This is a genomic window from Streptomyces sp. NPDC019443 (assembly GCF_044389785.1).
Lineage (GTDB): Bacteria > Actinomycetota > Actinomycetes > Streptomycetales > Streptomycetaceae > Streptomyces.
Genome location: NZ_JBIRYJ010000008.1, coordinates 67,482 through 94,249, shown reverse-complemented (window position 1 = coordinate 94,249; position 26,768 = coordinate 67,482). Strand labels below are relative to the sequence as shown.

General features: G+C 68.2%; 23 protein-coding genes. 6 read left to right on the top strand and 17 right to left on the bottom strand.

Going from position 1 to position 26,768, the window contains the following annotated elements; all coding sequences use genetic code 11:
• The first annotated feature begins 14 nt into the window (after positions 1 to 14).
• The 4 genes from ACH492_RS24520 (at position 15) to ACH492_RS24505 (ending at position 7,450) form a co-directional block, all read left to right on the top strand.
• Complete coding sequence (locus ACH492_RS24520) at positions 15 to 2,042, top strand: protein kinase (RefSeq protein ID WP_398989828.1); 2,028 nt, start codon at positions 15 to 17, stop codon at positions 2,040 to 2,042.
• 141 nt (positions 2,043 to 2,183) lie between these two features.
• A complete protein-coding gene (locus ACH492_RS24515) occupies positions 2,184 to 3,104 on the top strand; it encodes a serine/threonine protein kinase (RefSeq protein WP_398989827.1) in 921 nt (306 codons plus the stop codon).
• Positions 3,105 to 3,107: 3 nt separating this feature from the next.
• Entirely contained in the window at positions 3,108 to 5,327 is a 2,220-nt protein-coding gene (locus tag ACH492_RS24510; RefSeq protein ID WP_398989826.1) for a protein kinase, read from the top strand.
• A 23-nt stretch (positions 5,328 to 5,350) separates the two neighbouring features.
• Positions 5,351 to 7,450, top strand: a complete 2,100-nt coding sequence (locus ACH492_RS24505) for a serine/threonine-protein kinase (protein ID WP_398989825.1) — start codon at positions 5,351 to 5,353, stop codon at positions 7,448 to 7,450.
• Between the two features lie 54 nt (positions 7,451 to 7,504).
• Here ACH492_RS24505 and ACH492_RS24500 read toward each other — a convergent pair whose 3' ends face one another.
• Both ACH492_RS24500 and ACH492_RS24495 read right to left on the bottom strand, forming a co-directional pair.
• Positions 7,505 to 7,714 carry a DUF397 domain-containing protein gene (locus ACH492_RS24500; RefSeq protein WP_398989824.1) on the bottom strand — a complete coding sequence of 70 codons (210 nt, stop codon included), beginning with the start codon at positions 7,712 to 7,714 and terminating at the stop codon, positions 7,505 to 7,507.
• A complete protein-coding gene (locus ACH492_RS24495) occupies positions 7,711 to 7,929 on the bottom strand; it encodes a Scr1 family TA system antitoxin-like transcriptional regulator (RefSeq protein WP_398989823.1) in 219 nt (72 codons plus the stop codon). The genes ACH492_RS24500 and ACH492_RS24495 overlap by 4 nt, the downstream gene beginning before the upstream one ends.
• A gap of 36 nt (positions 7,930 to 7,965) precedes the next feature.
• Between ACH492_RS24495 and ACH492_RS24490 the strand changes: the two genes are divergently transcribed.
• On the top strand, positions 7,966 to 8,421 hold the full coding sequence (locus ACH492_RS24490) for an ATP-binding protein (protein ID WP_398989822.1): 456 nt from the start codon (positions 7,966 to 7,968) through the stop codon (positions 8,419 to 8,421).
• A gap of 152 nt (positions 8,422 to 8,573) precedes the next feature.
• On the opposite strand, the gene ACH492_RS24485 is transcribed toward ACH492_RS24490, so the two are convergent.
• From ACH492_RS24485 to ACH492_RS24460, 6 genes are all read right to left on the bottom strand, one after another.
• Positions 8,574 to 8,744, bottom strand: a complete 171-nt coding sequence (locus tag ACH492_RS24485) for a hypothetical protein (protein WP_398989821.1) — start codon at positions 8,742 to 8,744, stop codon at positions 8,574 to 8,576.
• A gap of 162 nt (positions 8,745 to 8,906) precedes the next feature.
• Complete coding sequence (locus ACH492_RS24480) at positions 8,907 to 9,560, bottom strand: hypothetical protein (RefSeq protein WP_398989820.1); 654 nt, start codon at positions 9,558 to 9,560, stop codon at positions 8,907 to 8,909.
• A 28-nt stretch (positions 9,561 to 9,588) separates the two neighbouring features.
• Positions 9,589 to 10,281 (bottom strand): hypothetical protein, encoded by a 693-nt coding sequence (locus ACH492_RS24475; RefSeq protein WP_398989819.1) that lies wholly within the window; start codon positions 10,279 to 10,281, stop codon positions 9,589 to 9,591.
• Positions 10,282 to 11,649: 1,368 nt separating this feature from the next.
• Positions 11,650 to 12,228 (bottom strand): hypothetical protein, encoded by a 579-nt coding sequence (locus ACH492_RS24470; RefSeq protein WP_398989818.1) that lies wholly within the window; start codon positions 12,226 to 12,228, stop codon positions 11,650 to 11,652.
• Positions 12,225 to 14,018, bottom strand: a complete 1,794-nt coding sequence (locus ACH492_RS24465) for an alpha/beta hydrolase (RefSeq protein WP_398990031.1) — start codon at positions 14,016 to 14,018, stop codon at positions 12,225 to 12,227. Before ACH492_RS24465 ends, ACH492_RS24470 begins: the two co-directional genes overlap by 4 nt.
• A 5-nt stretch (positions 14,019 to 14,023) precedes the next feature.
• A complete protein-coding gene (locus ACH492_RS24460; RefSeq protein WP_398989817.1) occupies positions 14,024 to 14,269 on the bottom strand; it encodes a hypothetical protein in 246 nt (81 codons plus the stop codon).
• 66 nt (positions 14,270 to 14,335) lie between these two features.
• On the opposite strand from ACH492_RS24460, the gene ACH492_RS24455 reads away from it, so the two are divergent.
• Positions 14,336 to 14,464, top strand: coding sequence for a hypothetical protein (locus ACH492_RS24455; protein ID WP_398989816.1), 129 nt, complete (start codon positions 14,336 to 14,338; stop codon positions 14,462 to 14,464).
• A 223-nt stretch (positions 14,465 to 14,687) separates the two neighbouring features.
• On the opposite strand, the gene mycP is transcribed toward ACH492_RS24455, so the two are convergent.
• The 9 genes from mycP to ACH492_RS24410 all read right to left on the bottom strand — a co-directional run bounded on the left by mycP (position 14,688) and on the right by ACH492_RS24410 (position 26,593).
• Positions 14,688 to 16,058, bottom strand: coding sequence for a type VII secretion-associated serine protease mycosin (gene mycP / locus ACH492_RS24450; protein WP_398989815.1), 1,371 nt, complete (start codon positions 16,056 to 16,058; stop codon positions 14,688 to 14,690).
• A 29-nt stretch (positions 16,059 to 16,087) separates the two neighbouring features.
• The gene (locus tag ACH492_RS24445; protein WP_398989814.1) at positions 16,088 to 17,602 is read right to left on the bottom strand and encodes a hypothetical protein; all 1,515 of its coding nucleotides are present in this window, start codon (positions 17,600 to 17,602) and stop codon (positions 16,088 to 16,090) included.
• A 45-nt stretch (positions 17,603 to 17,647) separates the two neighbouring features.
• Entirely contained in the window at positions 17,648 to 18,142 is a 495-nt protein-coding gene (locus ACH492_RS24440) for a hypothetical protein (protein ID WP_398989813.1), read from the bottom strand.
• Between the two features lie 104 nt (positions 18,143 to 18,246).
• Complete coding sequence (locus ACH492_RS24435) at positions 18,247 to 20,562, bottom strand: xanthine dehydrogenase family protein molybdopterin-binding subunit (protein ID WP_398989812.1); 2,316 nt, start codon at positions 20,560 to 20,562, stop codon at positions 18,247 to 18,249.
• Positions 20,559 to 21,929 (bottom strand): 2Fe-2S iron-sulfur cluster-binding protein, encoded by a 1,371-nt coding sequence (locus ACH492_RS24430; RefSeq protein WP_398989811.1) that lies wholly within the window; start codon positions 21,927 to 21,929, stop codon positions 20,559 to 20,561. Before ACH492_RS24430 ends, ACH492_RS24435 begins: the two co-directional genes overlap by 4 nt.
• A complete protein-coding gene (locus ACH492_RS24425; RefSeq protein ID WP_398989810.1) occupies positions 21,926 to 22,822 on the bottom strand; it encodes an FAD binding domain-containing protein in 897 nt (298 codons plus the stop codon). Before ACH492_RS24425 ends, ACH492_RS24430 begins: the two co-directional genes overlap by 4 nt.
• A 288-nt stretch (positions 22,823 to 23,110) precedes the next feature.
• Entirely contained in the window at positions 23,111 to 24,790 is a 1,680-nt protein-coding gene (locus ACH492_RS24420) for a beta-N-acetylhexosaminidase (RefSeq protein ID WP_398989809.1), read from the bottom strand.
• A gap of 19 nt (positions 24,791 to 24,809) precedes the next feature.
• Entirely contained in the window at positions 24,810 to 25,649 is an 840-nt protein-coding gene (locus ACH492_RS24415) for a carbohydrate ABC transporter permease (RefSeq protein WP_307663117.1), read from the bottom strand.
• Positions 25,646 to 26,593 (bottom strand): carbohydrate ABC transporter permease, encoded by a 948-nt coding sequence (locus ACH492_RS24410; protein ID WP_398989808.1) that lies wholly within the window; start codon positions 26,591 to 26,593, stop codon positions 25,646 to 25,648. Before ACH492_RS24410 ends, ACH492_RS24415 begins: the two co-directional genes overlap by 4 nt.
• Positions 26,594 to 26,768: the final 175 nt, after the last annotated feature.

Sequence of the window (26,768 nt, the reverse complement as noted above, 5' to 3'; positions counted from 1 at the left end):
GAAAGGCAACCCCGATGAACCCCCTCGGCCCCGGCGACCCCCTTCGCCTCGGCCCGTACCGTCTTGTCGGCGTACTCGGCGCGGGCGGCATGGGCCAGGTGTACTTCGGCCACGACAGCCAGGGCAGGGCCGCGGCCATCAAGGTCCTGCTGCCTCAACTCGCCCATGACCAGCATCTGGTGCAGCGCTTCCTGCGCGAGGCCGAAGCCGCCCGGACGGTGGCGAGCAAGGGCGTGGCGCGTGTCCTCGCGGCCCAGACCGAGGGCGGCCGTCCCTGGATCGCATCGGAGTTCCTGGCGGGACCCACGCTGGACCAGGCAGTGCAGGCGTACGGCCCCTTCGCCGAACCGGCTCTCCGCGCGCTCGCCGCCTCGCTCGCCGGCACGCTCCAGGACATCCACGCCACCGGGCTGATCCACCGCGACCTCAAGCCGTCGAACATCGTGCTGACCTCGCGGGGCCCTCGCATCATCGACTTCGGCATCGCGCGGCCCGAGCACGGACTCACTCTGACAACCACGGGCCAGACCCCGGTGACACCGGGTTACGGCGCCCCCGAGCAAGTGCTGGGACAGCGCGTCGGAACGGCGGCGGACGTCTTCTCTCTGGGAGCGGTGCTGGTGTACGCGGCGAGCGGGCGCCAGGCGTACGAAGGCGCGCATGTGGCCGCGGTGCAGTACGAAGTCGTGCACGGGCAGCCGTCCCTCGGCCACATTCCGGAGCACTTGCGCGTACTGATCGGGCCATGCCTTGCGAAGGATCCGGCCTACCGTCCCCTCCCCCCGCAGATCCGTACGGCTTTCGCACCACCGCGAGGCGCCGATCGGATCTGGCGGCAGGGGGCCATGGCCGCCGATATCCAGCACCGCGAGGCGAACGCGAAAGCGCAGGCCACCCTCCCCGGGACGGTCGTACCGGCCGCGCCGAGCCGTCGGCGGCTGCTGGCAGGCCTGGCGACGGGGGCGGCAGTGCTGGCGGCCGGCGGCGGAACCACCGCCTGGCTGATGGGGAGGGGCAAGGAGGACGGCGGGGCGGACAAGAACGCCCTGAAGACCAGTACGGAGCCGGTGGTGCTGTGGGGACCACTGGAGGTCGCGGACGTGTTGAGCCCGCCGCCGTTGCCGGTGGGAGGCGTCGTGGTCGTCGGCATGCCGGACGAGGGCATCGCTGCGTACGACGCCGGGAGCGGAAAGCAGAAGTGGGCGAAGCCCGATTTCGACGCGCAGCAGGGCTTCCTCGCCCTGCCCGGCGGGCTGGTCCTTGCGAGCAGCCACGGCGAAACATTTGGCCTCGACCCATCCACTGGAACGGAGAGATGGTCGGATTACGCGGGGTGGGAAACGCTGATCGCGATGGACGAAGATTCCCTGTACGTCCACTACGGCGAAGAGATCCGCTGCTACAACCTGGCAACGCGCAAACAGCGGTGGATCGTCCCCTCACCGATCCGCGCCAACATCGACGCCGTAGCCCAGGGCGCCGTTGCCGGGAACCGGCTTGCCCTCTACAGCGCGACGGGTGATGCGGCCGTTCTCGACAGTCGTACGGGCAAGAAGGTGTGGGCCCGCAATGACCTGGCTCTCTTTCCCACGACACCGGCGATACACAAGGACTTGGTCCTGCTGGGCAACGACACATTGAAGGCGGTGAGGCTGAGCGACGGCAAGGAGGTGTGGTCCGTTTCCATGCAGGGACTCCTCAACAAGAACCGCTGGAGCCCGGCGACCGTCTCCGGAGCCTTCGTCTACGCGATCGACGGCAACGTCCTCCACTGCCGGCGCATGAGCGACGGCGCGAAGGTCTGGACGCACGAACTGAACTTCCGCACATCGTCCGAGAAAAGTCCGCTGGTTCACGGCCGATTCGTCTATGCGCGTGCCCTCGAGGACCCCGCCCTGGGGGTCGCAGCAGTCCGCAAGGACAGCGGTGAGCGCGCATGGTTCCACCCGCAGGACTGGCCAATTCGCTCTATGTCGGCGGAAGGCAACCGTCTGTTCCTCCTCTCCCACGAAGAACTGACCGTCCTGTCCGTCCCGGCATGAGTACCGTCCCGCGCCCGCCCTGACCTTCAGAATCGCGACGGTCGGCCGACCACTCTCCGGGCAGGCTCCGACCACTCTTCGGGCAGGTTCCGCGACTTGAGTAGGCTCCTGTCATTCGAGACCAGCCCGGGGGATTCGCAGATGGAACGAGCACAGGCGGAACGGCACCGCGTGGACACTCCGCGCCAGATCGGCCCGTACTACCTGATCACCCGTCTCGATCCGACCGGCCCCGGCTTCCCGCCCGTACCCGAGCGCCGGTTCGTCGCGCGCAGCGCGGACGGCGAACGCACAATGCTGGTCAGGGCCCCGCTCGAAGGCACCGACCCGGGCCGCTTCCTCGTCGAGGCCGACGCGGCCCGCCGCCTGCTGGGCCCCTGGGTCTCCCCCGTCGCCGAAGTCTCGCCCCCGTCCACGGCCCCCTGGTACGCCTCCCCCTACCTCCCCGCGCTGCCGCTCCCCGTAGCCCTGGCCGTCCACGGCGGCCCGCTGCCCGAGCGCACGGTACGGGCTCTGGGCGCGGCGCTGGCCGAGACGCTTGCGGGCGCACACGCGACGGGCATCACGCATGCGGGCCTGTCCCCCGCGGCCGTACTCCTGGCCGGCGACGGCCCACGCCTGACATGCTTCGGCGCGGTACGCGCGGCGGCCCCGGACGGCGAACAGCGCACCGGCCTCCCGGGCCTGGAGCCAGGCAGCCTGGCCCCGGAACAGGCATCGGGCGGCCGTCCACGCCCGCCGGGCGACATCTACGCACTGGGCGCGGTCCTCGCGTACGCCGCCACCGGCCACACGGTCCCGGAACGCTCCGAACTCCCGAACTCGCTAAGGGGGTTGATCTCCGCCTGCCTGACCAGGGACCCGGCGGACCGCCCCACGGCACCCGAGGTCCTGCACGCCCTCCCGCCGTCGTCGCCCGCCCCCACCGCGACGGTGCTGGACTCCACGGCGTCGCTGCTCACCCCCGGCTGGCTGCCGGGCCGGGTGGTGGCGGCGGTTGCCCGTCAGTCGGCTGAAGTACTCGCCGCGGAGCTCCGCGTCCCGCTCTCCCCCAGGATCTGACCGGTGCTTTCGCCTCTGATGTACGACGACCCTGTCCAGCTGGGCGCATACCGTCTGACCGCGCGCCTGGGCAGCGGCGGTATGGGCACGGTATATCTGGCCCGCTCTGCCGGCGGCCGTACGGTCGCGCTGAAGACGATGCATGCGGGCATCGCGGCCGACGTCGACTTCCGCTCCCGTTTCCGGCTGGAGATCGACGCGGCCCGCATCATCGGCGGCCACCACGGCGCCACGGTCGTCGACGCGGACCCGATCGCCGAAACCCCGTGGCTGGCAACGGAGTACGTCCTCGGCCCACCGCTCGACACCGCGGTCACCCTCTCCGGCCCGCTCCCCGAGCCGTCGGTCCGCGCCCTGGGAGCAGCACTTGCCGGAGCACTTGCCCAACTCCACGCCTCGGGCGTCGTCCACCGCGACCTCAAGCCCTCGAACGTCATGGTCACGGCCTACGGCCCCAAGATCATCGACTTCGGCATCGCACGGGCGGCAGGAGACGACCGCCTCACTCGCACGGGAGCGGCGGCGGGCACCCCGGCTTTCATGTCTCCCGAGCAGGCCACGGGCCGGGAACACACACCGGCGGGCGACGTCTTCGCACTGGCAGGAGTCCTCACCTGCGCGGCAACGGGCCACGGTCCCTTCGGCTCGGGCCAGCCGGCGGACCTGCTGTACCGCGTCCGCTACGCAGACCCCGACCTCACCGGCGTACCAGAGTCGCTGCTCCCCATCCTCACGCGCTGCCTCACCAAAGACCCCGGCCAGCGCCCCACCACGCTGGAACTCTCCACCCAACTCCACAACGGCCAGGGCCAATTCGCCGACCACCTCCCCGACACCCTCCTCACAGAAATCGCCCGCCGCGCAGCAGAGGTCTGGCAGTACCACCCGTACCGCCTCCAGGCCCCGGCTCAGGAGGCGACCGCATCAACGACACAGAGCACCCCCACCATGTCCCGCCGCAGGCTTCTGACGATAGGCGGGGGTTCGGCCGTGGCGGTGGCTGGCGCCGGGGCGGGCGCCTGGTCGTGGTTCCGCCCACGGAATCAGACTGAGCACGACACATTGAAGACCCTGGGCATCTCCTCTCCGTCCCCGAAGGTTCCTGATGAGGACTACGTCTGGCAGGTCCAGGTCCGCAGTCCTCAAGAGGATCTATGGCCCGCGGCGGCGTCGACCCCCTTCCCTGTTGGTGACCTGCTGGCCTTGATCATCAGTAGCGGGCTGGCGGCGGTCGACCCTAAAACCGGGCAGACCGCGTGGACGACCGGCGAACTCGAGCGCCAATGGCAGGTCACTACCGACGGCGAGGAGATCTACCGCATAGGCAAGTTGAAAGAGTCCGCCGGGGAGACGGACCGCGCCTGGCCGCTCGTCATCGAGACGGTCGATCTCACGAATGGCAAGCTGAAGAAGCGCTTTCCTCAGATGAATGACTTCAACGGAGTCATTCGGGAGAACCAGTTGGTGTGCGTCGGGGACGGAGTCGTCTACCTCGCCATGGGCCAGGGCGCCGACAAGAAGGCTGGAATCCAGCACGATCAGCCCTGGTTCCTGGCCGCTCTGGACACTCGTACCGGCAAGGAGCTGTGGAGACAGCGTCTGCCGGCCCGCGCGGAGGGGTCCAAGCGGCTGCATTTCCTCACCGGCCGGGCCGTCGGCGACCGGCTCGTCCTGCTCCAGGAGACCGCCGAGGGGACCGTCCGCGTCGTCGCCCGCAACGCTAGTACCGGAAAGGCCCTTTGGGACAAGCCGATGACCGGTGCCAAGCCGGACCAGGTTCGCGGAATGTTGACGACGGACGACAAGCATGTCTACCTGGGAATGGGAGCGTTGCGCGCCCTGCGACTGAGTGACGGCGGCGAAGTCTGGCGTCACGACTCGCCCCGTGCCGATGGCTTCGGACCACCGGCTGTCGCGAATGGCGTCGTGTACGCGGTGGAGAGGAACATCAGCATCAAAGGCATCGGGGCGGACAGCGGTGACTTCGAGTGGTTGGACCAGGAGGGGACGGCCGTGGCGGTAGACGTCACCGTTCCCCCCGTCATCGGCGTGGAGCACATCTACGTCAAGAGGGGATCTCGTAGTCTGCGGGCCCTCTCGCTCGCCTCCCGTAGGGCCTCTCGTGTGTACGACACAACCGGCACTCGCTTCGTCGCCCACGACCGCGCTCAGGTCGTGATTGCCCTGGGCGGAAACTCCCTCAGCGCCTTCCCGCTCCAGTGACCCCCACAGAAAGCCCTCGCCCCATGAACCCGCTCGGCACCGGTGACCCGCTCCGCCTCGGCCCGTACCGCCTTCTCGGCGTGCTCGGCGAGGGAGGCATGGGCAAGGTCTACTTCGGCCAGGACGGCACGGGCCGGACCGCTGCCGTCAAGGTGCTGCGTCCCGAACTCGCCCACGATCAGCGTCTTGCCCAGCGCTTCGTGCGAGAGGCCCAGATGGCCCAGGCCGTGACCAGCAAGGGCGTGGCCCGGGTGCTGGGGTCGCAGATGGAGGGCGGGCGCCCGTGGATCGCCACCGAGTTCCTGGCGGGACCGACGCTGGACGAGGCGATCCGCTCGTACGGGCCCATGGACGACGCGACCGTACGGGCTCTCGCGTCGGCACTCGCCCGCACACTCCACGACATCCACACGGCCGGACTCGTGCACCGCGACCTCAAGCCGCCGAACATCGTCATGACGTCGGCCGGACCGCGCATCATCGACTTCGGCATCGCCCGTCCCGAGCACGGGTTGACACTCACCACCACGGGCCAGGTCCCGGTCACTCCCGGATACGGCGCCCCGGAACAGGTCCTCGGGCAGCGGGTCGGCCCCCCCGCCGATGTGTTCTCTCTCGGAGCCGTACTCGCTTTCGCCGCGAGCGGCAGCCGCGCGTTCGACGCCGGCCATGTCGCTGCCGTTCAGTACGAAGTGGTGCACGGCGAACCGGACCTGGCACAGGTCTCACCCACTCTCCGGGCATTGATCGGCCCATGCCTCGCCAAGGACGCCGGTATGCGACCCACCTCCGGTCAGATCGCCACGGCCTTCGCGCCGCCGCGTGGCGCGGAACGTGCCTGGCAGCAGGGCAGGTTGGCCGATGACATCAAGGCACGCGAGACGGGAGTCCACCAGCTCACCACCCAGCCCGGCTCGGACACCTCAGACACCGTCTCCCGCCGCCGACTTCTGACCACGCTCGCGGCAGGCGGGACCGTACTGGCAGCCGGCGGGGGCGTCTGGTGGCTGCGGCGCGGCGACGAGAGTTCGGACTCCGGTACGCAGGGCAAACCAGCACCCGGTCCCTTCGACATCCCCCCTGCGGTGGAGACGCCAAAAGCCCGCACCCTGGGCCCGAGTGAGCTCGAGCCCACCATCGGGGCGGAACTCAAACCGCTGTGGGGCCCACTGCCCGTGAACGCCAAAGACTCACCGCCACCCAAGCCTGTGCGAGACGTCATCGTCTTCGGCGCGCGCAACGGCGGCCTGGCGGCGCACAGCGTCGTCGACGGGAAGTTGCGCTGGAGCGCCCCGGAGGTTGTCACTGCCGGTGGATACATTTCCCTGTCCGACCAGCTGATTGCGGCGGTCGGCCTCGGAAGCAAGCTGGTGACCTTCGTCGCCTCCACTGGAGAACGCAAGTGGACAGCCTCCGCCCAGGCCCGATTCGTCCTCGCCGCTGACAAGGACTCGGTCTATCTGGTCACGACGGACGGCCGACTGCGCGCCGTAAGCCGCTCCGATGCCAAGATTCGCTGGACGGTTGACAGTCTGGCTGACGTCCTCGCGGGAGGAGGGCCGCGGGGAGTCGTCGCGCAGGGTCGTCTCCTCTTCTGTGCCAACGGCGGGGACATCGTGGCGATCGACACGAGAAACGGCAGAAAGGTATGGGGATTCCCCTCCAAGGCCGAGGTCACCTACGCCCCCACCGTCCACGGCAACACGGTCTACTTCGGCGGCAAGAACCTGACCGCGCGTCGTATCTCCGACGGCAAGGAGATCTGGACGACCAAGCCTTACAGGGACTACAACGACGATCTCCAGACCTGGTCGACGCCAACGGTCGACGGCCAATGGGTGTACGCCATGCGCGGCCGATTTGCCAAACGTCTCACGATGACGGACGGCAGCGTCACCTGGGAACTTGGGGCGGTGGGGGAGGCCAAGAGCCCTGTCCTGAGGCAGGGCGACTCCGCCTGGATCGTGAATGACAGGTCGGTGGACGTGTTGGAGCTGGGTGGCGGCAGGCTTTTCGCGTCCTTCCGGCCAGAAGATCACGCCCCGATCCGGGGATTCCGGGCCAACGGCAACCGCGTCTTCCTGATGACCGAGGAATCACTGACAGCACTGCCCGTGATCTGAGCCTACATCCTGGTCTCTCGCCTCTGGTCAGGCCTCGGAGCGGCGTCGGCCGACTCAGTCTCCAGAGGCGAAGCCGACGAAGTCGGCCCAAGTGGCGGGCCCGAACGCGAGCTGAGGGCCTTGGGTGTTCTTGGAGTCCCGTACGTGAACGGTGCCGGGGGTGTTGGCGACCTCGACACACGAAGGCCCATCGTCCGCGCTGTAAGTGCTCTTGAGCCACTCCAGCCCGCAACCTTGGTCTCCGGTAAACGGCGTTATGGTCATGTCTCTCCCAGAGGATCTCTTTGGGATCGGAGCTCACGCGGCTGAATGAGCTGCACTTCATTCAGCCCCACCGTGGCACCCGCTCGCAGCCTCAGCAGCCGGAACGAACCGCCGAGACCGGCGTTGTCCTCGCGGTCCAAGGGCATCACCTGGATCCCAACATTCCGCAACTGTCCTACCTCCAAGAGGCGTTCGAGCTGCCGACGCAGCACCATTGTTCAGCGTAGGTGTGCTTGGCCACGCTGACTGACGTGAACCAGGAAGTCACCCAATCCACAACCAGCGTCCGCCACTTCACGGTCCTGCTGTCCTCGACCCGCGGAGGCGCTTGCCTGGCCCGACGTCTGACTGTGCAGCAACTCAGCGACTGGGGGCGGCCATTCGACGCGGCCGAGCAAATCGTCGCCGAGCTCGCAGCAAACGCCGCCCTGCATGGCCGCGTATCCGGTCGGGACTTCCGCCTCGCCCTTACCCTCAGCGACTCCGAGACTGTACGTATCGAGGTCACCGACACCCGTGCGGACAGACTGCCTCGGACTCCCGAACCCTCGGAGCCGGAGGCCGAGTCGGGGCGCGGACTGTTGCTCGTCGAGGTGCTGGCCGACCGCTGGGGAACCGTCCTCGGCCCTGCGCCGCCGCTCTCCGTGAGTTGGAGGCTCACGGCTACCTCGCCCGTACGCGCGAGCGGCTGTCGTCGGGCAGGGTGATCACCCGTACGGTCTCGTACAACAACCCCCATGCCACGGAGCCGAGTTCACCTCCAACACAACCACCCAGTCGCCCGCAACCCGCGCGCCCCGCTCCCGTCCTACCACTACCCGCGTCGGCGACTGCGGCCGCCTTCGACCTGGTCGCGTCCCTACGGCGCGATGATCCGCGCCTGCTCCTCGCCGAACGCGACGTGCGACGCCTTGCCCCGGCGGTCGACGCCTGGCTGGAGCGCGGCATCACCCCGGAGGCGGTACGCCGCACTCTCACCGCCGCTCTCCCCACAGGCCCGATCCACCACCCGGCGGCGCTGCTCACCCACCGCCTCACCGCGATGCTTCCCCCACCGCTCCCGGCGACGCGACAACAAGAGCGCCCGGACCCCCTCCAGAACTGCGACCGCTGCGACCGTGCCTTCCGCGCTCCAGAACCCGGCCTCTGCCGCGGTTGCCGCCCTCCGGAACCGCCGGCGTTCTGCGCTGGCTCAGGCCGCGGGCTTGGGCACCCCGCTCACCAGCTTGGTGTCGTTCTGGCAGCCCAGGTCGGCGGCGACCTTGCGTGCGGCGGCGTTGGCCACGGTGATCTGGTTGCCCCGGATGCCCTTCTTTGAGGCGTTGTTCCCGGCCGGTCCACGGAGCTGCGCAGCAATGACGATCTCGTGAGCGGGGGCCTTCATACGGCATTTGAAGAAGACCGACGCAAGGCTGTCGGACGATGATGCCAGCCCACCGGTGGAGAAGTAGGTGACGGAATCCTCCAGCCGGGCATCCCGCTGCGGAACGCCCGTGACCTCACGGAAATCAATAATCAGATCCGTCTCTCCCCCCTCGGCGGGGAGGAGCCAGCAGAAGTGGCGGCTCTGCGCGCGTTCCTGCGCGCTCGACTGCGTTCGCGCAGCCTCACGGAGGGCAACGATAACCTTCTCCGGCTCCGAGAGACTACTGGTGAAGTTCCCTCCTCCACTGATGGCGTTGAGCGCGGCGGAAGCGGCATCATCTTTGGCGAAAGCGCCGCAGACCTCATCGGCCGGCTTGCCCTGACCTCTATCCCCGCCACCGCTGTCGGAGGAACAGCCCGTCGTCACCGCCATGACGACGACGGCCGCGGGCACCATGAGCCTGCTCAGCATGTTTCGCATGTCACCTCTTCGGCTCGTGCGGAACACACTACGTCGCGTGCTTCAGCGCGGGCTTCGACTGAAGTGCCCCATCGCCCTCACAAGCGAGCTGACGAGCAAGGGCGAGAGACGTGGAGTGCAGCAGCGTCGCGTTAGCGTCACGCAGCTGTCCGTCCTCACCCTGCGGGTCGCGCCAGTTTTCAACCGCTCCGAGAATATGAGCTGGGGTCTCCTCCGACCCCGACAGCTGAGCGCTCTTGCACGAGAACCACATGTAGGCCCGCTCAGTACCGATCGAGGCGCGCTCCCCCATCTCGTACGGTGTCAGCGACTTCGCGATCTCCCCGTCTCCCTTCGCCTGCTCGGCATCCGAGAGACTGAACGTGATTCGCACATCTCCTCGCCCTTCACCAAGGTTCTTCTCCGTCGAGATCGAGCACAGGTCGTGATCAACTGGGGTCTTGGGCGGAGGGCCGAAGGGTGCCCACCCCGCGATCAACGCGTCGGCGGTAGTGCGCACGTTCTCATCGGCATCTGTCGGGTGAAGGTCGGACGTTCCTGTCAGCAGCGCCAGCGCCCGCTCCGCATCCGGTGAAACCGCGCCACCACAGAATTTGTCAGCAGTTGTGGACATCTGCTCCTTGATCGCGTCCTCGCGCCCAGAATCACCACCACACGCCGCAGTTCCCCAAAGCAGGAAGGAAACCACCATTACCGACATCGCGACACTACGCTTCTTCACTCGATCCACCTAGGTGCCTGTCTCGGGGTCTTGCCCCTGCTGGTCTTCCTTGGAATTACCATTGATGTATCCAAGGTTGACAGACGTCTTCAGGTCTTACCCAAAGTCACTGTCGGGCTTGATCTGGTGCCGCTGAAGGAAGTCTTCCATCGCCGCCTTGGAGTTGTTCTCACCTGCGGTGTAGATAATGGTCCGCTGCTCTCGGATCTGATCGTCGACCTTGTCCTTGTGTTCCTCCACTCCACATGCCCGCGCCCGTCTTAAAGCCGTCCTGATCAAGACTCGTGGAGGCGGCGTCGGTCTTAGCTCCCGCGTGGAAGGCAGCGACTTCGAGACCGTGGAAGAACTCCTGGGCTTCATTACCGATGGCCTGCAGGTCCTTGGACGTGACCTTGTAGTCCGACGCTCCGCCACCACCGCCCCCACCCTCGGCAGGCAACCGGTTGAGTCGCGTGCTGGTCGCACTGGATCGTGCGCTGGTCCATTCCTCGTCGAACGACATGGTTCCCCGTTGCTGTGTGTCGGTGGCTATCCGGACCGTAGGCCGGACATGGAGGCTGCTGGTGATACGACGGCGCGGAGGCCGGGGCCAGCGAAGGCGCGACGGCGCTGCGGCGGCGGGAGCGGATGGCCGGGACGGCGACCGCGGCGCCGATAAGGGCAGCCGCGCCGACGCCGAGGGCGATCCAGAGGCCGGTGTTGCTGTCATCCTTGGACACGGGCGCCGCGGCGTCAGGCCGCTCGTTGTCGGACTCGCTGCCGCCCGCCGCAGACTTGGAGGCTTGCGGGGAGGGTGACTTGGGGGAAGTGGCTGCGAGGTCAGGGAGGGGTACTCGTCGGCGGGGCCCGGGTCGCCAGGAGTCTTGAAGGCGATGCGAGGGCACACAGCTCCATACCCCCAGTGCCCGTACGGGCTTTCCCGCTCTTTGCCTTCCAGCCGGGTTGATCAAGACGCGGAGGACCTGGGTATTGGTCCATTCCCGGTGCCTCGTCCTCCGACAGGTAGTCCGGGCGCTCGCCGTTCTTCTCATCACGGCGAGGGTTGGGATTATTTGACCCCGGGAGACGCTCCGCTTCGGCTCATCTGTCCGGGAGTGCGCCACCGCCCCATGCCTACCGCTAGGCAACTCCTGCGCCAGACTGGCTGGCGGCCGTGGCCTGTCAGTCCGCAGAAGCAATCGCCGCAGAGCTCCGGGTGCCACGCCCTCCCGGAATCTGACCGATACTTTCGCCGCCCCTTGGCCGCTTTGTCATGAATTACGAGGCTGTCAGCAAAGTTGAAGGCGTGCGATGCACCATCGCCCGAAGAACGGCGATTCGGCTGAAGCCACCGAAACAACGCCACCGTGTTCACCTGCTCTTGGGTTTTCACGTACTGGGCGAGCTTCCCGGAGCAGGTGTTCCAGCGGACCAGAAGTCCGACTGCTCGCTAGGAAGAGGAGCTTTGTTGCCGTCATAATTGGGTCCATTGGGAACCTGCCTCGGCGGTTCGACTACGGACTTTTCGACGCAGGGCGTTGCCACCTCGAAGTGCGCCTGCCCCTGGAAGCCGAACCGCACCCTGATCTGAAAGCCGTCCGGCGTCAGGAAGTAGGTCGCCGGGCTCTCCTCGCTCTTGTTCGATCCCCGGTAGGTGAATCCGCGCTCTTTCCAGTGGCGCTCCACCGCTCCGAGGAAGCTCCCCATTCTCACAGGAGAAATGACGGTCGTCACCGAGATCCGCCGGGACACCTCGCAGCCGCCGTCTGTCGAAATACCGTGCGCCCATTTCACCGGAGGCTTGATGGAGCTGATGGTGTCGTTCAAGAGCGCGTCGGCTCGTTCTGCCGCCTCTTGCATATTCATATCCGGAGCCTTTCGCTCTTCCGCGCTTCCCGACCCTTCCGTGAGGCCACAGCCGGTGACGAGCAGCACCAGCGCGGCAGCGGCAGCGAGACGTGCCCTCATCGCCGGGCCTCCGGAGTGATGGCGCCAGGCTTACCACCCACGATGTTGGCGATGCTGTCCGCAGACATCTGATCCTTGTCGGGGTCGAAGTAGTTCGAGTGTGCGCCCATTGTGAGGTTCCACAGCGCGTTCGGTCCGTCTTCCGTCCTGAACCGGGTGGCACCGAAGGAGTCGCTGGCCGGGTCCTTGCCGAACCAGTTGTCGTCGTCGCCCGGGTCACCCAGGTCCGAACCGATGGCGGCGCCAGCTACCGCTCCCCCCGGACCTCCAACGACGAACCCGGTCACTCCTCCAGCGATTCCACCTACGACCGAGCCCCCGGAGGGTGCCTTGGTGACAACGTCGTTCTCCGCAGCGCCGACGAAGACATGGTTCTTGGGGACGCCCAGGTCCTCCGCACGATCCACACCGACACCGGGGCTGCCAAGGAGGATGATGTCATCGACGTCAGGCATGCCGCCTGGCTGCTGTGTGGCCGTACCGACAGTTAGCGAGCCGTACGAGTGACCAATGGCGGTGAGGTGCGGGTCGGCATTCTCATTGGTCGCCGCGAGCCCGCCCATGAAGCTCTGATAGGCGGGGGCGCCATTCGCTGCGTCATTGGTGGTCGCGACGTCAGCGCTCAGCGGTGCGTCGTAGCCGAGCCAAATGATTGAGGCGCTGGACGGATGGACTTCCTGAGCACCGACGGCCGTGTCTCGCGCACGGTTCAGCGTGCCACCAGCGAACTCATCGTCGAGCTTGGTGCTCAGCCCGGGGACATACGCCGACACATTCCTCGAGGTATCGGGGTTTCCGTACGAGACGATCGCGCGGCCGTTCCCCTGATCTCCGATGCCCAGGAGATACATGGGGGGCTGCTCCCCCAGCCTCAGCTTCTCGTCGATCTTGCGCAGGCCTGCCAGCTTGGTCATGGACGTCTCGTCGCCTTGCTCCTGAAGCTTGCCCATGAGCTGTGGCAAATAGCTGCGATTGGCTTCGTCACGCGCCACGGCCGGGATGCCGTCCAGGTTGCCGACGGTGTCCGGGTAGACCGCCAGATAGGCAATCCGTTCGTCCTCGCTAAGCCCTTCCCACCAAGTCTTGCGCTCCACCGCAGTCCCGCCCGTCGGAATGTCGTCCTTGAGGACATCGTCCGCCGCTCCATGGACGGCCTTCGCGTCACCACTGACGTCGGCCCAGGTGTTCTCGGTTACCTCAAGGCCCTGTTCCGCCTTGAGTCTCCGCACAGCGGCGGCGTACTCGGCGTCTATTTCGGTGGCCTCACTGAGGGCGCTTGCAATCTCGTCGGCGATGCGCTGCGCCTCCGCTGCGTTCGGGTTGGGGTTGGGGTTCACCATGGCCATCGGGGTCTTGAAGAGACTCCCAAACAGGCCGTCGGCGCCCTTGACGGTGTCGCCTTGAGGCTGCTGACCGTCGACCTCCTCCCCCGCCGCCGGGTAGCTCACCGAACCGTCGTCGTGCACGGTGAATTTGCGGTACTGAGCTTCGGCCATCACCGTGAGGAGACGGCGTTGGGGGGCAGCCAATTCCTGAGCCAGACCGCTGAGCGAAGCCTGGAGCAGTCCGCATTCGGTGTGGATGTACTGAAAGTTACGGCTCAGCCGCCCCAGGCGAATCACGGCGAATATGGCCGCCACACTCTCCTGAGTGTCAGTCAGCTTAGCCACTACTTCGTGGTCGACTCTTCTGCGAGACGTGTACGCACGGTTGCTGACGTCAGCCCAGCCCTCGGCCGCCTCGACAAGCTCCGGCAGCTTCATATCCTTCAGCTCCAGCAAGGACACCATCGCTGTCAACGCCCGCCCTTGTCCTGGCTCTTAGGGGGCATCACTTGAGTGAATTTCCCCATCGTATACTTCTCGAACTCCCCCTGGTCCTTGGCCACCAGACGCAGCGGCGCCTCCAGGTTTCCGCACTCGTCCCGGACTGACTTCAGCCGTTGTTGCCAGGAGTAGAGGACGGCACTGAGCGCAGCGGTGGTCTCCAGTCCCTCGGTGCCGGTGGAGACTCCGCCGTGTGCCGTCTCAAGCTTGGTCATGCCGGAGCTGGTGTCCGTCTTCAGCTCACCAACGACCGTTGCACCGTGTGTCCAAGGGCCCTCACTGTGCTTGAGTCCGTCGGCACCCGCACCACCGCCCCCGCCGTCGGCCGGATCGGCCGCAGCAAGCGTCATCTCACCATCCCCAGAGCCGGATCCCGCCGACTGGACCCCTGCTGCGTGCTGCCCTTCTAGTTCGACCAGATGCTGCAGGCTTTGCGGCTGCGTCTCGCTCGCCACGTCTCTCCCCCGTCTTGTCACGTTCATCCGACACCGCTTATCGCGCGTGGAAACGCTATCGAAGACGACACCACCATGCGCAAGTGCAATGGGGATTCTGTGAGCAATCCTCGCCGACGGCCATACCATTCGACACCCATAGCCACAAGGGCACAGAGACTCAATGGAGACAGCTACGTCACCCTAGCTGACCAGGTCCGGGCGGACCGGGGTACGGCGGGTTCTGGTTGTGGCCAGCGTGCGGCGAGCCGTAGGCCGGGTATTGCGGCTGCTGTTGATACGCATTGGGCGGGAAGGCCGGAGCCGCTGGGACAGTTGCGCTGCGCCGACGGGAGCGGACGACCAAGGCGGCGACCGCGGCACCGATTATGGCGGCGGCTCCGACGCCGATGGCGATCCAGAGGCCGGTGTTGCTGTCGTCCTTGGACGCGGCCGGGGCGGTGGCGGGCTGGTCCTTGTCGGTCTCGGCATCGCCAGCGGGCATGGAGGCTTCCGGGGAAGGCGACTTGGGGGCTGCGGCCGCTAGGTCCGGGAGGGGGTACTCGTCGGCGGGGCCCGGGTCGCCAGGGGTCTTCAGGGCTATGCGGGGGCGGACAGCACCGTAGCCGACGGCGTCAGTACGGTGCTTGCCACTCTTTGCCTTGCCGGCGGTGTTGAGCATGACGCGGAGGACCTGGTTATTGGTCCAATCCGGATGCTTGGACCAAATCAGTGCGGCAGAAGCCGAAGCGAGAGCAGTGGCGTCACTGGTGCCGTGGCTCCTACAAAGCTGCGAGCCGCCGGGGCACGCATGAACAATCTCGTCACCCGGTGCACCGAAATCCACCTGCGGCCCTCGCTCCGACTCCTTCGTCGCCTTGATATTCCTGTCGAAGGCCGCCATGCCGATGACACCCGGGACCGCGGCCGGGTACAGCACCGGGTTCGCCTCGTCGCCACTGTTGCCAACACCAGCAAAGATCAAAGAACCCTTGCTTAGGGCGTACTTCACCGATTCCGCGACTTCGTCCGTCGTCTCCGGTACGGCCAGCGCGATGTTGACCACCTTCGCATCGGAATCCGCAGCGTGGCGAATCGCCTTGCTCAGGGACTTGTTGAACAGCTCCGGATTCCAAGCCAGCTTGGTGCCCTCAGTCTCCTTGGGCATCCGGATAGGAAGGATCTTGGTGCCTGGAGCGAGCCCGACCGCCCCCTTGCTGCCTGGCCCACTCCCCGTGCCTGCGATCATCGCAGCAATCCCAGTCCCGTGCCCGTCGTAGTCAGAGTATTCATCACCGGGCTTATTGGAGAGGTCGAGGCCGGGGAGCACTTGTCCTCGGAGATCGGGAAGGCTCTTGTCCACGCCACTGTCGATTACGGCAACAGTGACGCCTTTCCCCGTGCTGACCTTCCACATCTCGTCAGCCTTCATCGCGTCCAGGTGCCACTGCTGATCCCGCGCAGCCTCTGCGTGCGCGGGAGTCGCTGCGATGCCCACCAGCAGCAATCCCAATGCAGCCGACGCAACGGCAGTGGGCCGGACAATTCGCTTGCTGCTGGTGGTTCGCATCTCTTCCTTCTGACGGTTTCAGCTCTGGATCAGTCGATGACCGGCGGGACTACGCGGCGGCCGCCCTGCTGCCACGTCTCTTCGTCCTCCGACAAGTAGTCCGGACGCTCGCCGTTCCCCTCATCCCGGTGAGGGTTGGCACCACTCGACGCCGGGGGAATTGCACCGGCGCGGCTTGCGAGTCCGGCGTTTGCGCCGCCGCCCGCATTCGCGTTGGTCCCTCGAACCAGACCGGAGCCACCGGGCGTGAAGGGACGGGTGCTGTTCTGACCACCCTGCTGAGGCCGGCCTCCGACAACACCACCCGTCTCGGATGCGAGGCGACGACCACCAGAGATACCGCTCTGGCCCACCCCTCCCATGGCCCCGCCGCCATGCATTCCGGGCATGCCTCCGCGGCCCATCGGTCCGCGGGCGGTGGTCCCTTCGCCGCCGATCACCGTGCCACGAGGAATCCCACCCGTGGGCCGACCCGTGCTCGGCGCAACAGGGCGGCCACCGACAATTCCTTCACGCGGCATCCTCGAGCCGACACCGGCTTGTCCGGGCGGCACCAGGCCTCGAGCACTCGGAAGGGCCTTCCCCCCCGGGGCACTGGTATTGGGCAGGCCGGAATTTCCAGCGAACGTAGGAGGGATCATCCCCGGGAGCGGGTAGCCCGGCCCGTCAGGCTTGGCGACCGGCGGAATGCTGCCAGACGTTCCAGGAGGCGTTGTGTGCACGTCAGGCAGCGTTGCCACGCTGTCGATCTCCATATCGACAGACCGATCTGGCAGAGCGGCGTGACGGGAGTCCGCCGGTGCGAGCTCTGTTGGCTTCGCGATGCCCTCACGGCTGGGCGGGGACACGTAGGCGTCAGCGGTGGACCGTCCAGTCCCGTCACGCGTGCCAGATTCTCCTATGCGCTCAGCGTCGTAGACCTTGGCGGTCGGCGGCGGCACGAACTGGCCCGGCGGCGGCGGGAACTCCGGCGGGGGCATGCTCATGATCTGCTGCCCGGAATGCGTGTAGGTCTGCCCCAACTTCCTCAGTTGGTCGGCCGCCTCGAGGCGTCGCCTCTCCATCTCGACCTGGGCAGTGTGAAGCTGCTTGCTGGTCTCGGGCATGTCGCCGGCGCCGCCAGTCTTCTGCGCCGCCCTCAAGAGCTCTTGGGCTTCCTTCGCCTGCGTTTCGAGCGACCCGTCCTTCTTCGGCACGGCCGCCTTCGCCTGGGCGATGGCGGTGGCAACTTGCTCGAGCACCATTGAGGCGCCTTCGCTGTACTTGCCGAGCTCCATCGTGGCCATGGCCGCCTTGTGACCCCAGTCCTTGAAAGCCTGGCCGCCCTCGCCCTCCCATACGACCCGAGTCATATGGGTCTTCATGCCCTCACCGACTTGCGTGATCATGGACGCCGCTTTGGACAGCTTCTTGGCAAGCTGCGCGGCCGACTCGGCGTTGGTCCCTTCGAGCATGTCCAGCAGCTCGTTGTGCGTCTTGGACTCGAAGTCCGTCTCCCGCAGTGCTGGCACAGCGCTACGTCCAGTCTTCGCCTCATCAGCCATGGTGGATCACCAATCCCGCCTTCCCCGTCCCCGTCCCCGTGTTCATCAGACAGCGGCCTCGCCGTCGCCGGACTGCGACCCGCCGCCACCCGCCTGGTTGGCACCGTTCTGCTGCGCCTGCTCTTGCTGCTGCACCTCGCTGGCGAGCCGTCGCATTCGCTGCCGGATGTCGTAATCGATGTTCTCGTAGCCCACTTGAGAGGCCTGCACCGCGATGCTCAGGCCGTCGACCTGCAAGGCGAGAATCTTGGAAAGCTTCTCGAGCTCGTCATGGACGATAGAATAGACGCCGTACAGGTACGCGCTCTCGCGAAACTCAGGCTTGCCGAAGTGGCTCGGCTCAAGCCGGTCGGCGGAGACTTTCTCTGGTGCAGCCTCGGAGCCTTCAAGGTCGACGAGGATCTTGTCGACCTCCCTCTTGAAGTCCGACATCGTCTCCATGTCGGCGACCAACTTGGCCGCCGACACTGCGCTACCCACGATGGGCATCAAACTAAAGGCCCCGAAGAGCCCCGCCTCCGCCCCGTTGTCCTCCGCCACGAACGCCTCCCCGTTTACACACGTCTACAGGGATCACTGTACCGAGCCACGCCGACAGTGCGCACCCTTACATTGCACCTGCACATGCAACGCGCGTCACACTCTTACGAGTTGGGGACGGCCACCGCCGCCTGAGGCCTGATCGGCAGCCTGTTGATCGGGCGGCCCGTTGCCGCCCGCACCGCCGACGCGACCGCCGCCGGGGACGTCACCACCGGGGCCGCGCTCGCCGGCTTTGCTCCGAAGGGGGCCACCACGTCGCGTTCCTCGACCAGTTTGACGATGCGAATGTCCGGGGCGTCCAAGGATGTCGGGAGTGCGTAGCCCGTCAGGTCCGGGTGGCGGACCAGGCCGCGGGCCGTGCGGAGGTTTTCGGTGAGGGCCGTGCCGACCCCCTGGGTGACGCCGGCCTCGATGCGGGCGGTCAGTTGGGCCGGGTTCAGGACGCGGCCGACGTCCTGGGCCACCGCCATTTCGACCACGCGGATCGAACCCAACTCGATGTCTACGTCGACCACCGCGCGGATCGCGCAGAAGGCGAGGCCCACGAAGGCGTCGCCCTGGCCGGACTCGTCGAGGGGCTCCGTGGGGTGGGGGCGGCACTGGGCCGTGGCCCAGAGTTCCTTGCCGTCCATCGCTTCCGTGACCGTCGTCGACAGCACGCCGTCGTACGACGTGATCTTGCCGTCTGTGATCTGGAGGAGTTCGGTGGACATGCCGAACTTGTGGGCCAGGGGCTGGAGCAGTTGCGTACGGACCATCTTCGCGGCGCGTTCGACCGCGCCGCCCGAGACCCAGGTGTGGCGGCCGTGGGCCGCCGGGCCCGCCGGGGGCTGGTCGGTGTCGACCGAGGCCACGTGGACCTCTTCGATGCCCAGCGTCTCCTGGACGATCTGGCGGGCCAGGGTCGAGAAGCCCTGGCCGGTCTCCACCGCCGCGCAGATCACCGTCGCGATGCCGTCGTGGACCTTGACCGTTGCCGTGGAGACTTCGTCGGCGCCTTCCGCCCCCAGCATGTGGACCATGCCCAGCGCATAGCCGACTCCGCGGCGGATGGCTCCGGGTTCGCCTGCTCCCTCCGGGCCGCCGGGGAGCAGCCAGTCGTTCTCGGGGCTGTCTTTGGGGAGGGACGGGAGCGGGAAGTCCCGGACAGAGCGGAGGAGTTCCGCGACAGGTGCGGGGCAGGTGACTGTCTGGCCCGTGGGGAGGATGTCACCGGTCGCGAGCACGTTGCGCAGCCGCAGTTCGGTGGGGTCGACGCCCAATTTCGAGGCCAGTTTGTCCATTTGGGCTTCGTACGCCGCGCACACCTGCATCGCTCCCTCGCCGCGCACATGGCCCGAGGGAGGGTTGTTCGTACGGACCGCCCAGCCCTCGATGAAGGCGTGCGGGACGACGTACGGACCGCAGGCGAACGCGACCGCGGCCGCGAGTGACTCGGAGGACGCGTCGGCGTACGCGCCCGCGTCAAGCAGCAGTTGGGCCTCGACCTTGATCAGGTGGCCCTCGGTGTCCGCGTGGTGGCGGTAGCGCAGCAGCGTCGGATGGCGGTGGGCGTGGCCGAGGAAGGACTCCTCGCGGGTCGCCGTCAGCTTGACCGGGCAGCCGGTCTTCAATGCCAGTAGGCCGAGCGGGAGTTGGAAGCCAGGGTCCTCGCGGTCGCCCGTCGCGCCCGGGACGCCCGTGACCACGACCTTCACCCGGTCCGGTTCCAGGCCGAAGCACGCGGCGGCCAGATCGCGGTCGGTGTGCGGGTCGGTGGAGGCGACGTAGAGCTCCACGCCGCCGTCGGGGCGCGGGACGGCCAGGCCGGCCTCGGCTCCGATCGGGGCGGGGTCCTGGCGGCCGATGCGGTAGAGGCCCTCGACGATCACCTCGCCCGTCACATCGGGGTCGCCGTAGCGGAGGGGGATGTGGCGGATCAGATTGCCGTCGGGGTGCAGGGGCTCGGCGGCGAATGCCTTCTCGGGGTCGGTGACCGGGTCGAGCACGTCGTACTCGACGGCGATGGCCGCCGCCGCGAGGCGGGCCGTGTCGGGGTGGTCCGCGGCGACCGCCGCGATCGCCTCGCCGTGGTGGCGTACGAGCTCGGAGGCGAAGACGGGACGGTCGGCGATTCGCCTGCCGTACGATGAATCGCCCGGAATGTCCTCATGGGTGACCACGGCTCGTACGCCTGGCATCTCCAGCGCCGCCGAGGTGTCGATCGAGCCGATACGCGCGTGCGGGTGCGGGGAGCGCAGGATCGCCGCCCACAGCAGGCCCTCGGCCCACAGATCGGAGGCGTACGGAAATGTGCCCTCGGTCTTGGCGCGGGCGTCGGCCGGCGGGAGGGACGCGCCGAGGCCGTGGGCGGGAGGCTCCGTCTGGGGGCCGTCTACCGTCCTGGGCGTCGTCGTGGTGGCCGCGTCGTTGCTCACGCCATGCCTCCGTCGTGCGGGTGGAGCTGCACACTACCCGCGCCTGGGGGCGCCTGGTGCGGAATGCGGGCTTCCTCACTCGCCTCGGCGGCGGCCGCGGTACTCGCCGCGCGCTCGGCGACCACTTCGCGTACGGCGTCGAGGACGCCCCGGTAGCCGGAGCAGCGGCAGAGGTTGCCGCAGAGCGCCTGGCGGGTCTCGAGCTCGGTGGGGGCGTGATTGCCCTCGAGCAGGTCGTGGACGGTCATGGCCATGCCGGGGATGCAGAAGCCGCACTGGACCGCGCCGCAGCCCGCCAGGGCTCGCTGGACGTCCGAGGGTTCGCCGTCGGTGGCCAGGCCCTCGACCGTACGGACCTCGGAGCCGGCGGCGGTCGCCGCCGGGACCAGGCAGGAGGCGACGAGACGGCCGTCGACCTGGACGTTGCACGCGCCGCACTCGCCCTGCGAGCAGCCGTCCTTGGCGCCGGCGAGGCCGAGGCGCTCGCGCAGTACGTAGAGGAGGGACTCGCCGATCCAGGCGTCGGTGACGGGGCGGTCGGTGCCGTTGACGCGCAGGACGTAGGAGGTCGGCGGGTGTTCGTCACTGCCCGTGGAGGAGGTGGGGGCGGCGGCCTCAGGAGTGTCGGCGGGCGCCTCGGCGGCCTCGTCGGGGCTCGCCACCGCCTCGGCCTCGACCGCTTCCGGCGCCTGCTCCGGCTCCTGTACGGGCCCCGACTGCACGGGCCCCGACTGCACGGACTCCGGCTCCTCGGCCACCGCGGCGGGCTCCGGCGACGGCTCCGGGGCCGTCGCCCAGGGCGCGGCCGCTCCGCCCGGCAGCGTCGCCGGGGGCTCCTGCGCGGTCGCCCACGGGGCCGTCGCCCCGCCCGGCAGCGTCGCGGGCGGGGTCGTCGTACCCCAGTGGGACGCCAGCGAAGACGTCGTGAACTCGCCGGACTCGTCGGGCAGATCGCCGTCCGCCACCGGAATCGTCCACTGGCCGGTCAACTCGGAGGCAGGCGCGGGCGGGACCGGCGCCCCGGCCGGCTCGGCACCCGTGAAGGTCCACTGCCCCGTGGCGTGCGGGTCGACATGCTGCTCGGTGCCCGCGGGCTCCGGCCACTGCACCGCCGACTCCCCCGTCGCCTGCTGCACGGCCCAGTCGCCCGTCGCCGCCGGATCGGCCGCGGAGGCCGGAGTCAGAGGCGTGATCATCGGCGGTACGTAGCCGTGTCCGGGCGCTTCGAGCGGCGCCGCGTCCAGCGCGCCCTCGGACGGGAGCTGCAGAAAGGCGGTGGCCTCGGCGTCGTACTCACCGCCCTGAGGCGTGGGCTGCCAGCCCCCCTGCTCCGGCGGGCGTCCCTGCGGGTTCTCCTCGTTGCTCACGACAGCGCCCTCCCCAGTGCACGTCGGGCCAGCGCGGCGACGGTGCGCCGCACATGCAGTACGGCGGGCGGCAGCACGGGCTGTTCCTCGCCCTGCGCGGCCGGTGCCGGATCCGGGATGCACGCCGCCGCGACGTACTCACCGAAGGCCGCCAGAGCCTCGCCCGCGAGGCCGCGCTCGCCGTCCCAGTCGATCAGTGACGCGATCCACCGCTCCGCCTCCAGCGGCCGCAGCGGCATCGGCGCGATCGCGCCCACCGCGCAGCGCACGCCGCGCCGCGCCGGGTCGAGGACGACGGCTACGGATGCGGTGGCGCGGCCGGGACCGGTGCGGCCGGTGGCCTTCAGGAAGACCTGTGGGGCGTGCAGGAGGGGCACGCGTACGAAGCCGATGAGTTCGGCGGGAGCGAGCATCTCCCGGCCTGCCAGGAGGTGCGAGACGGGGATCTCGCGGCGTGCGCCGCCGGGTCCCGCGATCACCAGGTCCGCCTCCAGGGCGGCCAGCACGGGCAGGGTGTCGCCGGTCGGGGCGGCCGTGGCGATATTGCCGCCGAGCGTGCCCGCGTTGCGGATCTGGGGCGGGCCGGCGGCGCGCGCGGACGCGGCCAGCGCGGGGATGAGGGCCGCGAAGTCGGGCCGTCCCATCCGGGCGTGGGTGAGGCCGGCCCCGAGCAGCGCGTGTCCGTCCTGGTAGCGCCAGCCGCGGATTTCGCTGATGCGGCCGAGGCCCACGAGGCCGGCCGGGCGGAGTTGGCCCTTGTTGACGGCGGCCATGAGATCCGTGCCGCCCGCGACGGGCACGGCGGCGGGCATGGCGGTCAGCGCCGCCACGGCCTCGTCGAGCGAAGCCGGCAGCGTCACCGACTGCCCCGTCTGCGGTGCGTGCGTGGTCACCCAGCTGCCCCTTCCCGGTGTCCCGGCTGTCCCGCCTGTGTTGCCGTACCGTACGTGCTCACAGCCCGGACGTGGCAACTCTGGCACATCTTCCGAGCCGACCGGCGAGAGGGTCCGCGAAGGGCAGATCCGTACCGGATATACCGGCTCGCGCGGATGGTCCGGTTTGCAACATCCTCGCCGCCACGTGCGGATTGCCGCTTTTCGGCGATCCTTGTGCGACTTATTCCTTGCGGCTTTACACGGTCCCAGGGTCACGTGCCCGGGAGATGCGTCTTTGAGCCGGGCTCACACGTTTGGGGGCGCACCCTCGATCGGGCGTCCGATCACCCCCGGTCGCTTCTGCCACGGCAACGGGCCGCCGGGCGGCCGGTAGTCGACACCGAGCGCGTCAAGGCGCTTGTAGTGGGCGGTCATTCGCCGCTCGAAATCCGCGAAGTCGCGCTCTGCGGGGGCGGGCAGGGCGGACCAGGCGACCTCGGCCAGGGCGGCGAGCCGCGGGAAGACCTGGTAGTCGACGCGGGAACGGTCCTGCATCACCTCGGTCCAGACATTGGCCTGGGTGCCGAGGATGTGCGCGGCGGCATCGGGCGAGAGGGCCGGGGGCACGGGCTCGAAGCGGTAGACGTCCTCGAGGGTGCGTACGTATCCGATGGGCATCGGCTCCTGGGCGCCGCCGTGCTGGCGGTGGTCCAAGTACACCTGCTGCTCGGGACACATGACGACGTCGTGACCGGCCTCGGCGGCGGCGATGCCGCCGGCGTATCCACGCCAGGAGGAGACGGCGGCGCCGGGGGCCAGGCCCAATTCCGTCGTCTCGCCTCCGGCTCGACTCCCGCCCTCCAGGATCTCGTCCCAGCCGATGAGGCGGCGGCCGCGGTCGGCGAGCCAGGTGTCGAAGTGGCGGATGAACCAGGACTGGAGCTCGTCCTCGTCGGCCAGACCGAGTTCCTTCATACGGGCCTGGGCGGCCGGGGACGCCTTCCACTGGTCCTTGAGGCACTCGTCGCCGCCGACGTGGATGAACGGTGAGACGGCGGCGGGGAATAGGCCGAGGAGCTCCTCGAAGACGCCCTCGTAGAAGCGGAGGGTGTTGTCAGTGGGGGCGAGTACGTTCGGGTTGATGCCCCAGTTGTCCCAGACGGAGAGGGTTGTTGTGTCGATGACGTCGGTGTTGCCCAGTTCCGGATACGCGGCGATGGCGGCCTGCGAGTGGCCGGGGATGTCGATCTCGGGGACGACACTGATATGCCGCTCGGCGGCGTACGCGACGATCTCGCGGATGTCGTCCTGGCTGTAGTAGCCGCCGTGCGGCCTCTCGTCCCAGAGCTCGGAGGCGCGGTGGCCGTATTTGGTGCGTGCCCGCCACGCGCCGATGTCCGTGAGCTTGGGGTAGCGCTTGATCTCGATGCGCCAGCCCTGGTCGTCGGTGAGGTGGATGTGGAAGACGTTCAGCTTGTGGGCGGCGAGGAGGTCCAGATAGCGCAGGACGTCGTCCTTGGACAGGAAGTGCCGTGAGACGTCGAGCATCATGCCGCGCCAGGGGAAGCGGGGTGCGTCCTCGATGACCTGGTGCGGAATGCCCCGCCAGGCTTCCGGATCGACGCAGGCCCGGCGGTACGCATCGGGGCCGAGGAGCTGACGGAGCGTCTGTGCTCCCCAGAACACCCCGGCCGCGGCGCCGCCCACGATCTCGACACCGGATGCGACCGAGAGCCGGTACGCCTCGGGCTCCAGGGACGGATCGGTCCGCAGCGTGATGGTGTGCGCGGCTCCCGCCACCCCCGACGGGAGTTCGCGTCCCAGAGCGCCGCCGAGGGTCGTACGCAGCCAGCGGGCGACGCCCTCGGTGCCGGGCGCCGCCGCGAGTGCGGCACCGGTACCGAGCACGAAGGGGGTGCGGTACGGGCCGTCGACGGCGCGCGGCGCGGGGATCAGATCCGCAGGGCTCGTTGCCGTAAGGGTCATGGCCATAAGGCTCATTGCGTCAGTCCTTCACCGCGCCGCCCAGGCCGGAGACCAGGCGTCGCTGTACGAGTACGAAGAAGACGAGCACTGGCACGGTCATCACGGTAGACGCCGCCATGATGCCGCCCCAGTCGTTCTCGTCCGGCTTGAAGAAGACCAACAGCGCCATCGGCAGCGTCGACTGTGAGGTGTCGCTGATGATGAAGGACTTGGCGAACAGGAAGTCGTTCCACGTCGAGATGAAGGAGAACACGCTCGTCGCCACGAGCCCCGGGAAGACCAGCGGGAACAGGATCTGCCACAGGAAGCGGGTCCGGCTCGCGCCGTCGATGTAGGCCGCCTCCTCCAGGGCTTCCGGGACCGCCTTCACAAAGCCACGGAGCATCCAGATCGCGAACGGCAACGAGAAAGCGATGTGCGGCAGGATCAGCGAGCCGAGGGTGTTCAGCTGGCCGAAGTCCCGCATCAGGAAGAACAGCGGGATGGTCAGCGCCTCGATCGGCACCATCTGGGCGACCAGGAACATGATCAGCAGAGTCGTCCTGAACTTGAAGCGGAACCGCGTCACCGCGGTCGCCGCCAGGAAGGCGATCAGCGCGGAAGCGATCACTACTGTGCCTGCCACGAACAGGCTGTTGAGGAAGTACCGGCCGAATTCCTGCTGTTCGAAGACGCGGCGGAAGGAGTCGAGCGAGGGGGAAAGCGTCCAGGGGCGTGCCTCGGTGGACTGGATCTCGCCCGCCGGTTTGAACGCCGAGAGCACCATCCAGTACAGCGGGAAGGCCACGACGACCGCGATGACGAGCGCCGATGCCTCGGCGGCGAGCCGCCAGGGGCGGCGAATGCTGAGCAGGCTCACAGTTCTTCTCCCTGGCGTCGCAGCAGCCGCAGATACACGAGGGTGACCACCAGCAGAATCAGCAGCATCACGACGCCGATGGCCGAGCCCAGGCTGTACTGGGAGGACGCGAAGGCCTTCTGATAGGCGTACACATTGAGCACGAGATTCTGGCCGGCGATGCCGCCGCCGTTCGTCATCACGTAAATCTGGGTGAAGACCTTGAAGTCCCAGATGATCGACTGAATGGTCACGACGACGAGAATGGGGCGGAGCATCGGGGCGGTGACGGAGCGCCAGATCCGCCATTGGGACGCGCCGTCCAGTGAGGCCGCCTCCAGGACTTCCGAGGGGATCGCCTTGATGCCCGCGTACACCGTCACCATCACGAACGGGAACGAGCACCAGACGACTTCGAGGAGTACGAGCGCGAAGGCGCTGTAGCGCCCGTACGTCCAGGAGAAGTCGCCGAGTCCGAGGAGACGGTTGACCGGTCCGTAGTCCGGGTCGAAGAGGAAGACCCAGACGGTGGAGCCCGTGATTGCGGGGGTCGCCCAGGCGCCGAGGGCGGCGAGCATGAGGGCGAGCCGCGGGAGGGCGCGTACGCGCGTCAGCAGGACGGCGAGGGCGCAGCCGACGGTGAGGGTGGCGAGTACGCAGGCGGCGGCGAAGGCGACGGTGGCCAGCAGGACCTGCCAGAACTGGCTGTCGGCGAGGAGTGTGCGGTAGTTGCCGAGGCCTTGGAAGGTGGTCGGCTCGCCGCCGCTGACCTGGGCCTGGGTGTACTCGAGGAAGGAGATCAGGCCGAGCTGGTAGATCGGGTAGACGAGGAGCCCACCGAGGACGAGTAGCGCGGGCGCGAGATACAGCCACGGGGTCCAGGAGCCGTCGCGCCGCCGGCCGCGCCGCGCCGCGCGCCCGTCGCCGGGGGACGAACCCCCGGCCGCCTTCCGGGCGTTGGGCACGCGCGCGGGCGGCCCCTCGGACCGCCCGGCGGTGCCGACGACCGAGGAGCCACCGACCGACGCGTCCGGCCCGCCGGAGGCCGTAGCCGCCCCACGGGCAGCCGCCGGGAGACCGGCCGCCGGTCCCGCACCACCGGCAGACGCAGCGGTCCCACCGGACAGCCCCGCCCCGACA

Bases quoted from the DNA above. Each gene is read 5' to 3' on its own strand.
- ACH492_RS24460 (WP_398989817.1), bottom strand. From the start codon at position 14,269: ATGACCAAGCTTGAGACGGCACACGGCGGAGTCTCCACCGGCACCGAG.
- ACH492_RS24465 (WP_398990031.1), bottom strand. From the start codon at position 14,018: ATGGTGTCCTTGCTGGAGCTGAAGGATATGAAGCTGCCGGAGCTTGTC.
- ACH492_RS24520 (WP_398989828.1), top strand. From the start codon at position 15: ATGAACCCCCTCGGCCCCGGCGACCCCCTTCGCCTCGGCCCGTACCGT.
- mycP (WP_398989815.1), bottom strand. From the start codon at position 16,058: ATGCGAACCACCAGCAGCAAGCGAATTGTCCGGCCCACTGCCGTTGCG.
- ACH492_RS24480 (WP_398989820.1), bottom strand. From the start codon at position 9,560: ATGCGAAACATGCTGAGCAGGCTCATGGTGCCCGCGGCCGTCGTCGTC.
- ACH492_RS24505 (WP_398989825.1), top strand. From the start codon at position 5,351: ATGAACCCGCTCGGCACCGGTGACCCGCTCCGCCTCGGCCCGTACCGC.
- ACH492_RS24445 (WP_398989814.1), bottom strand. From the start codon at position 17,602: ATGGCTGATGAGGCGAAGACTGGACGTAGCGCTGTGCCAGCACTGCGG.
- ACH492_RS24495 (WP_398989823.1), bottom strand. From the start codon at position 7,929: ATGGTGCTGCGTCGGCAGCTCGAACGCCTCTTGGAGGTAGGACAGTTG.
- ACH492_RS24500 (WP_398989824.1), bottom strand. From the start codon at position 7,714: ATGACCATAACGCCGTTTACCGGAGACCAAGGTTGCGGGCTGGAGTGG.
- ACH492_RS24420 (WP_398989809.1), bottom strand. From the start codon at position 24,790: ATGACCCTTACGGCAACGAGCCCTGCGGATCTGATCCCCGCGCCGCGC.
- ACH492_RS24470 (WP_398989818.1), bottom strand. From the start codon at position 12,228: ATGAGGGCACGTCTCGCTGCCGCTGCCGCGCTGGTGCTGCTCGTCACC.
- ACH492_RS24515 (WP_398989827.1), top strand. From the start codon at position 2,184: ATGGAACGAGCACAGGCGGAACGGCACCGCGTGGACACTCCGCGCCAG.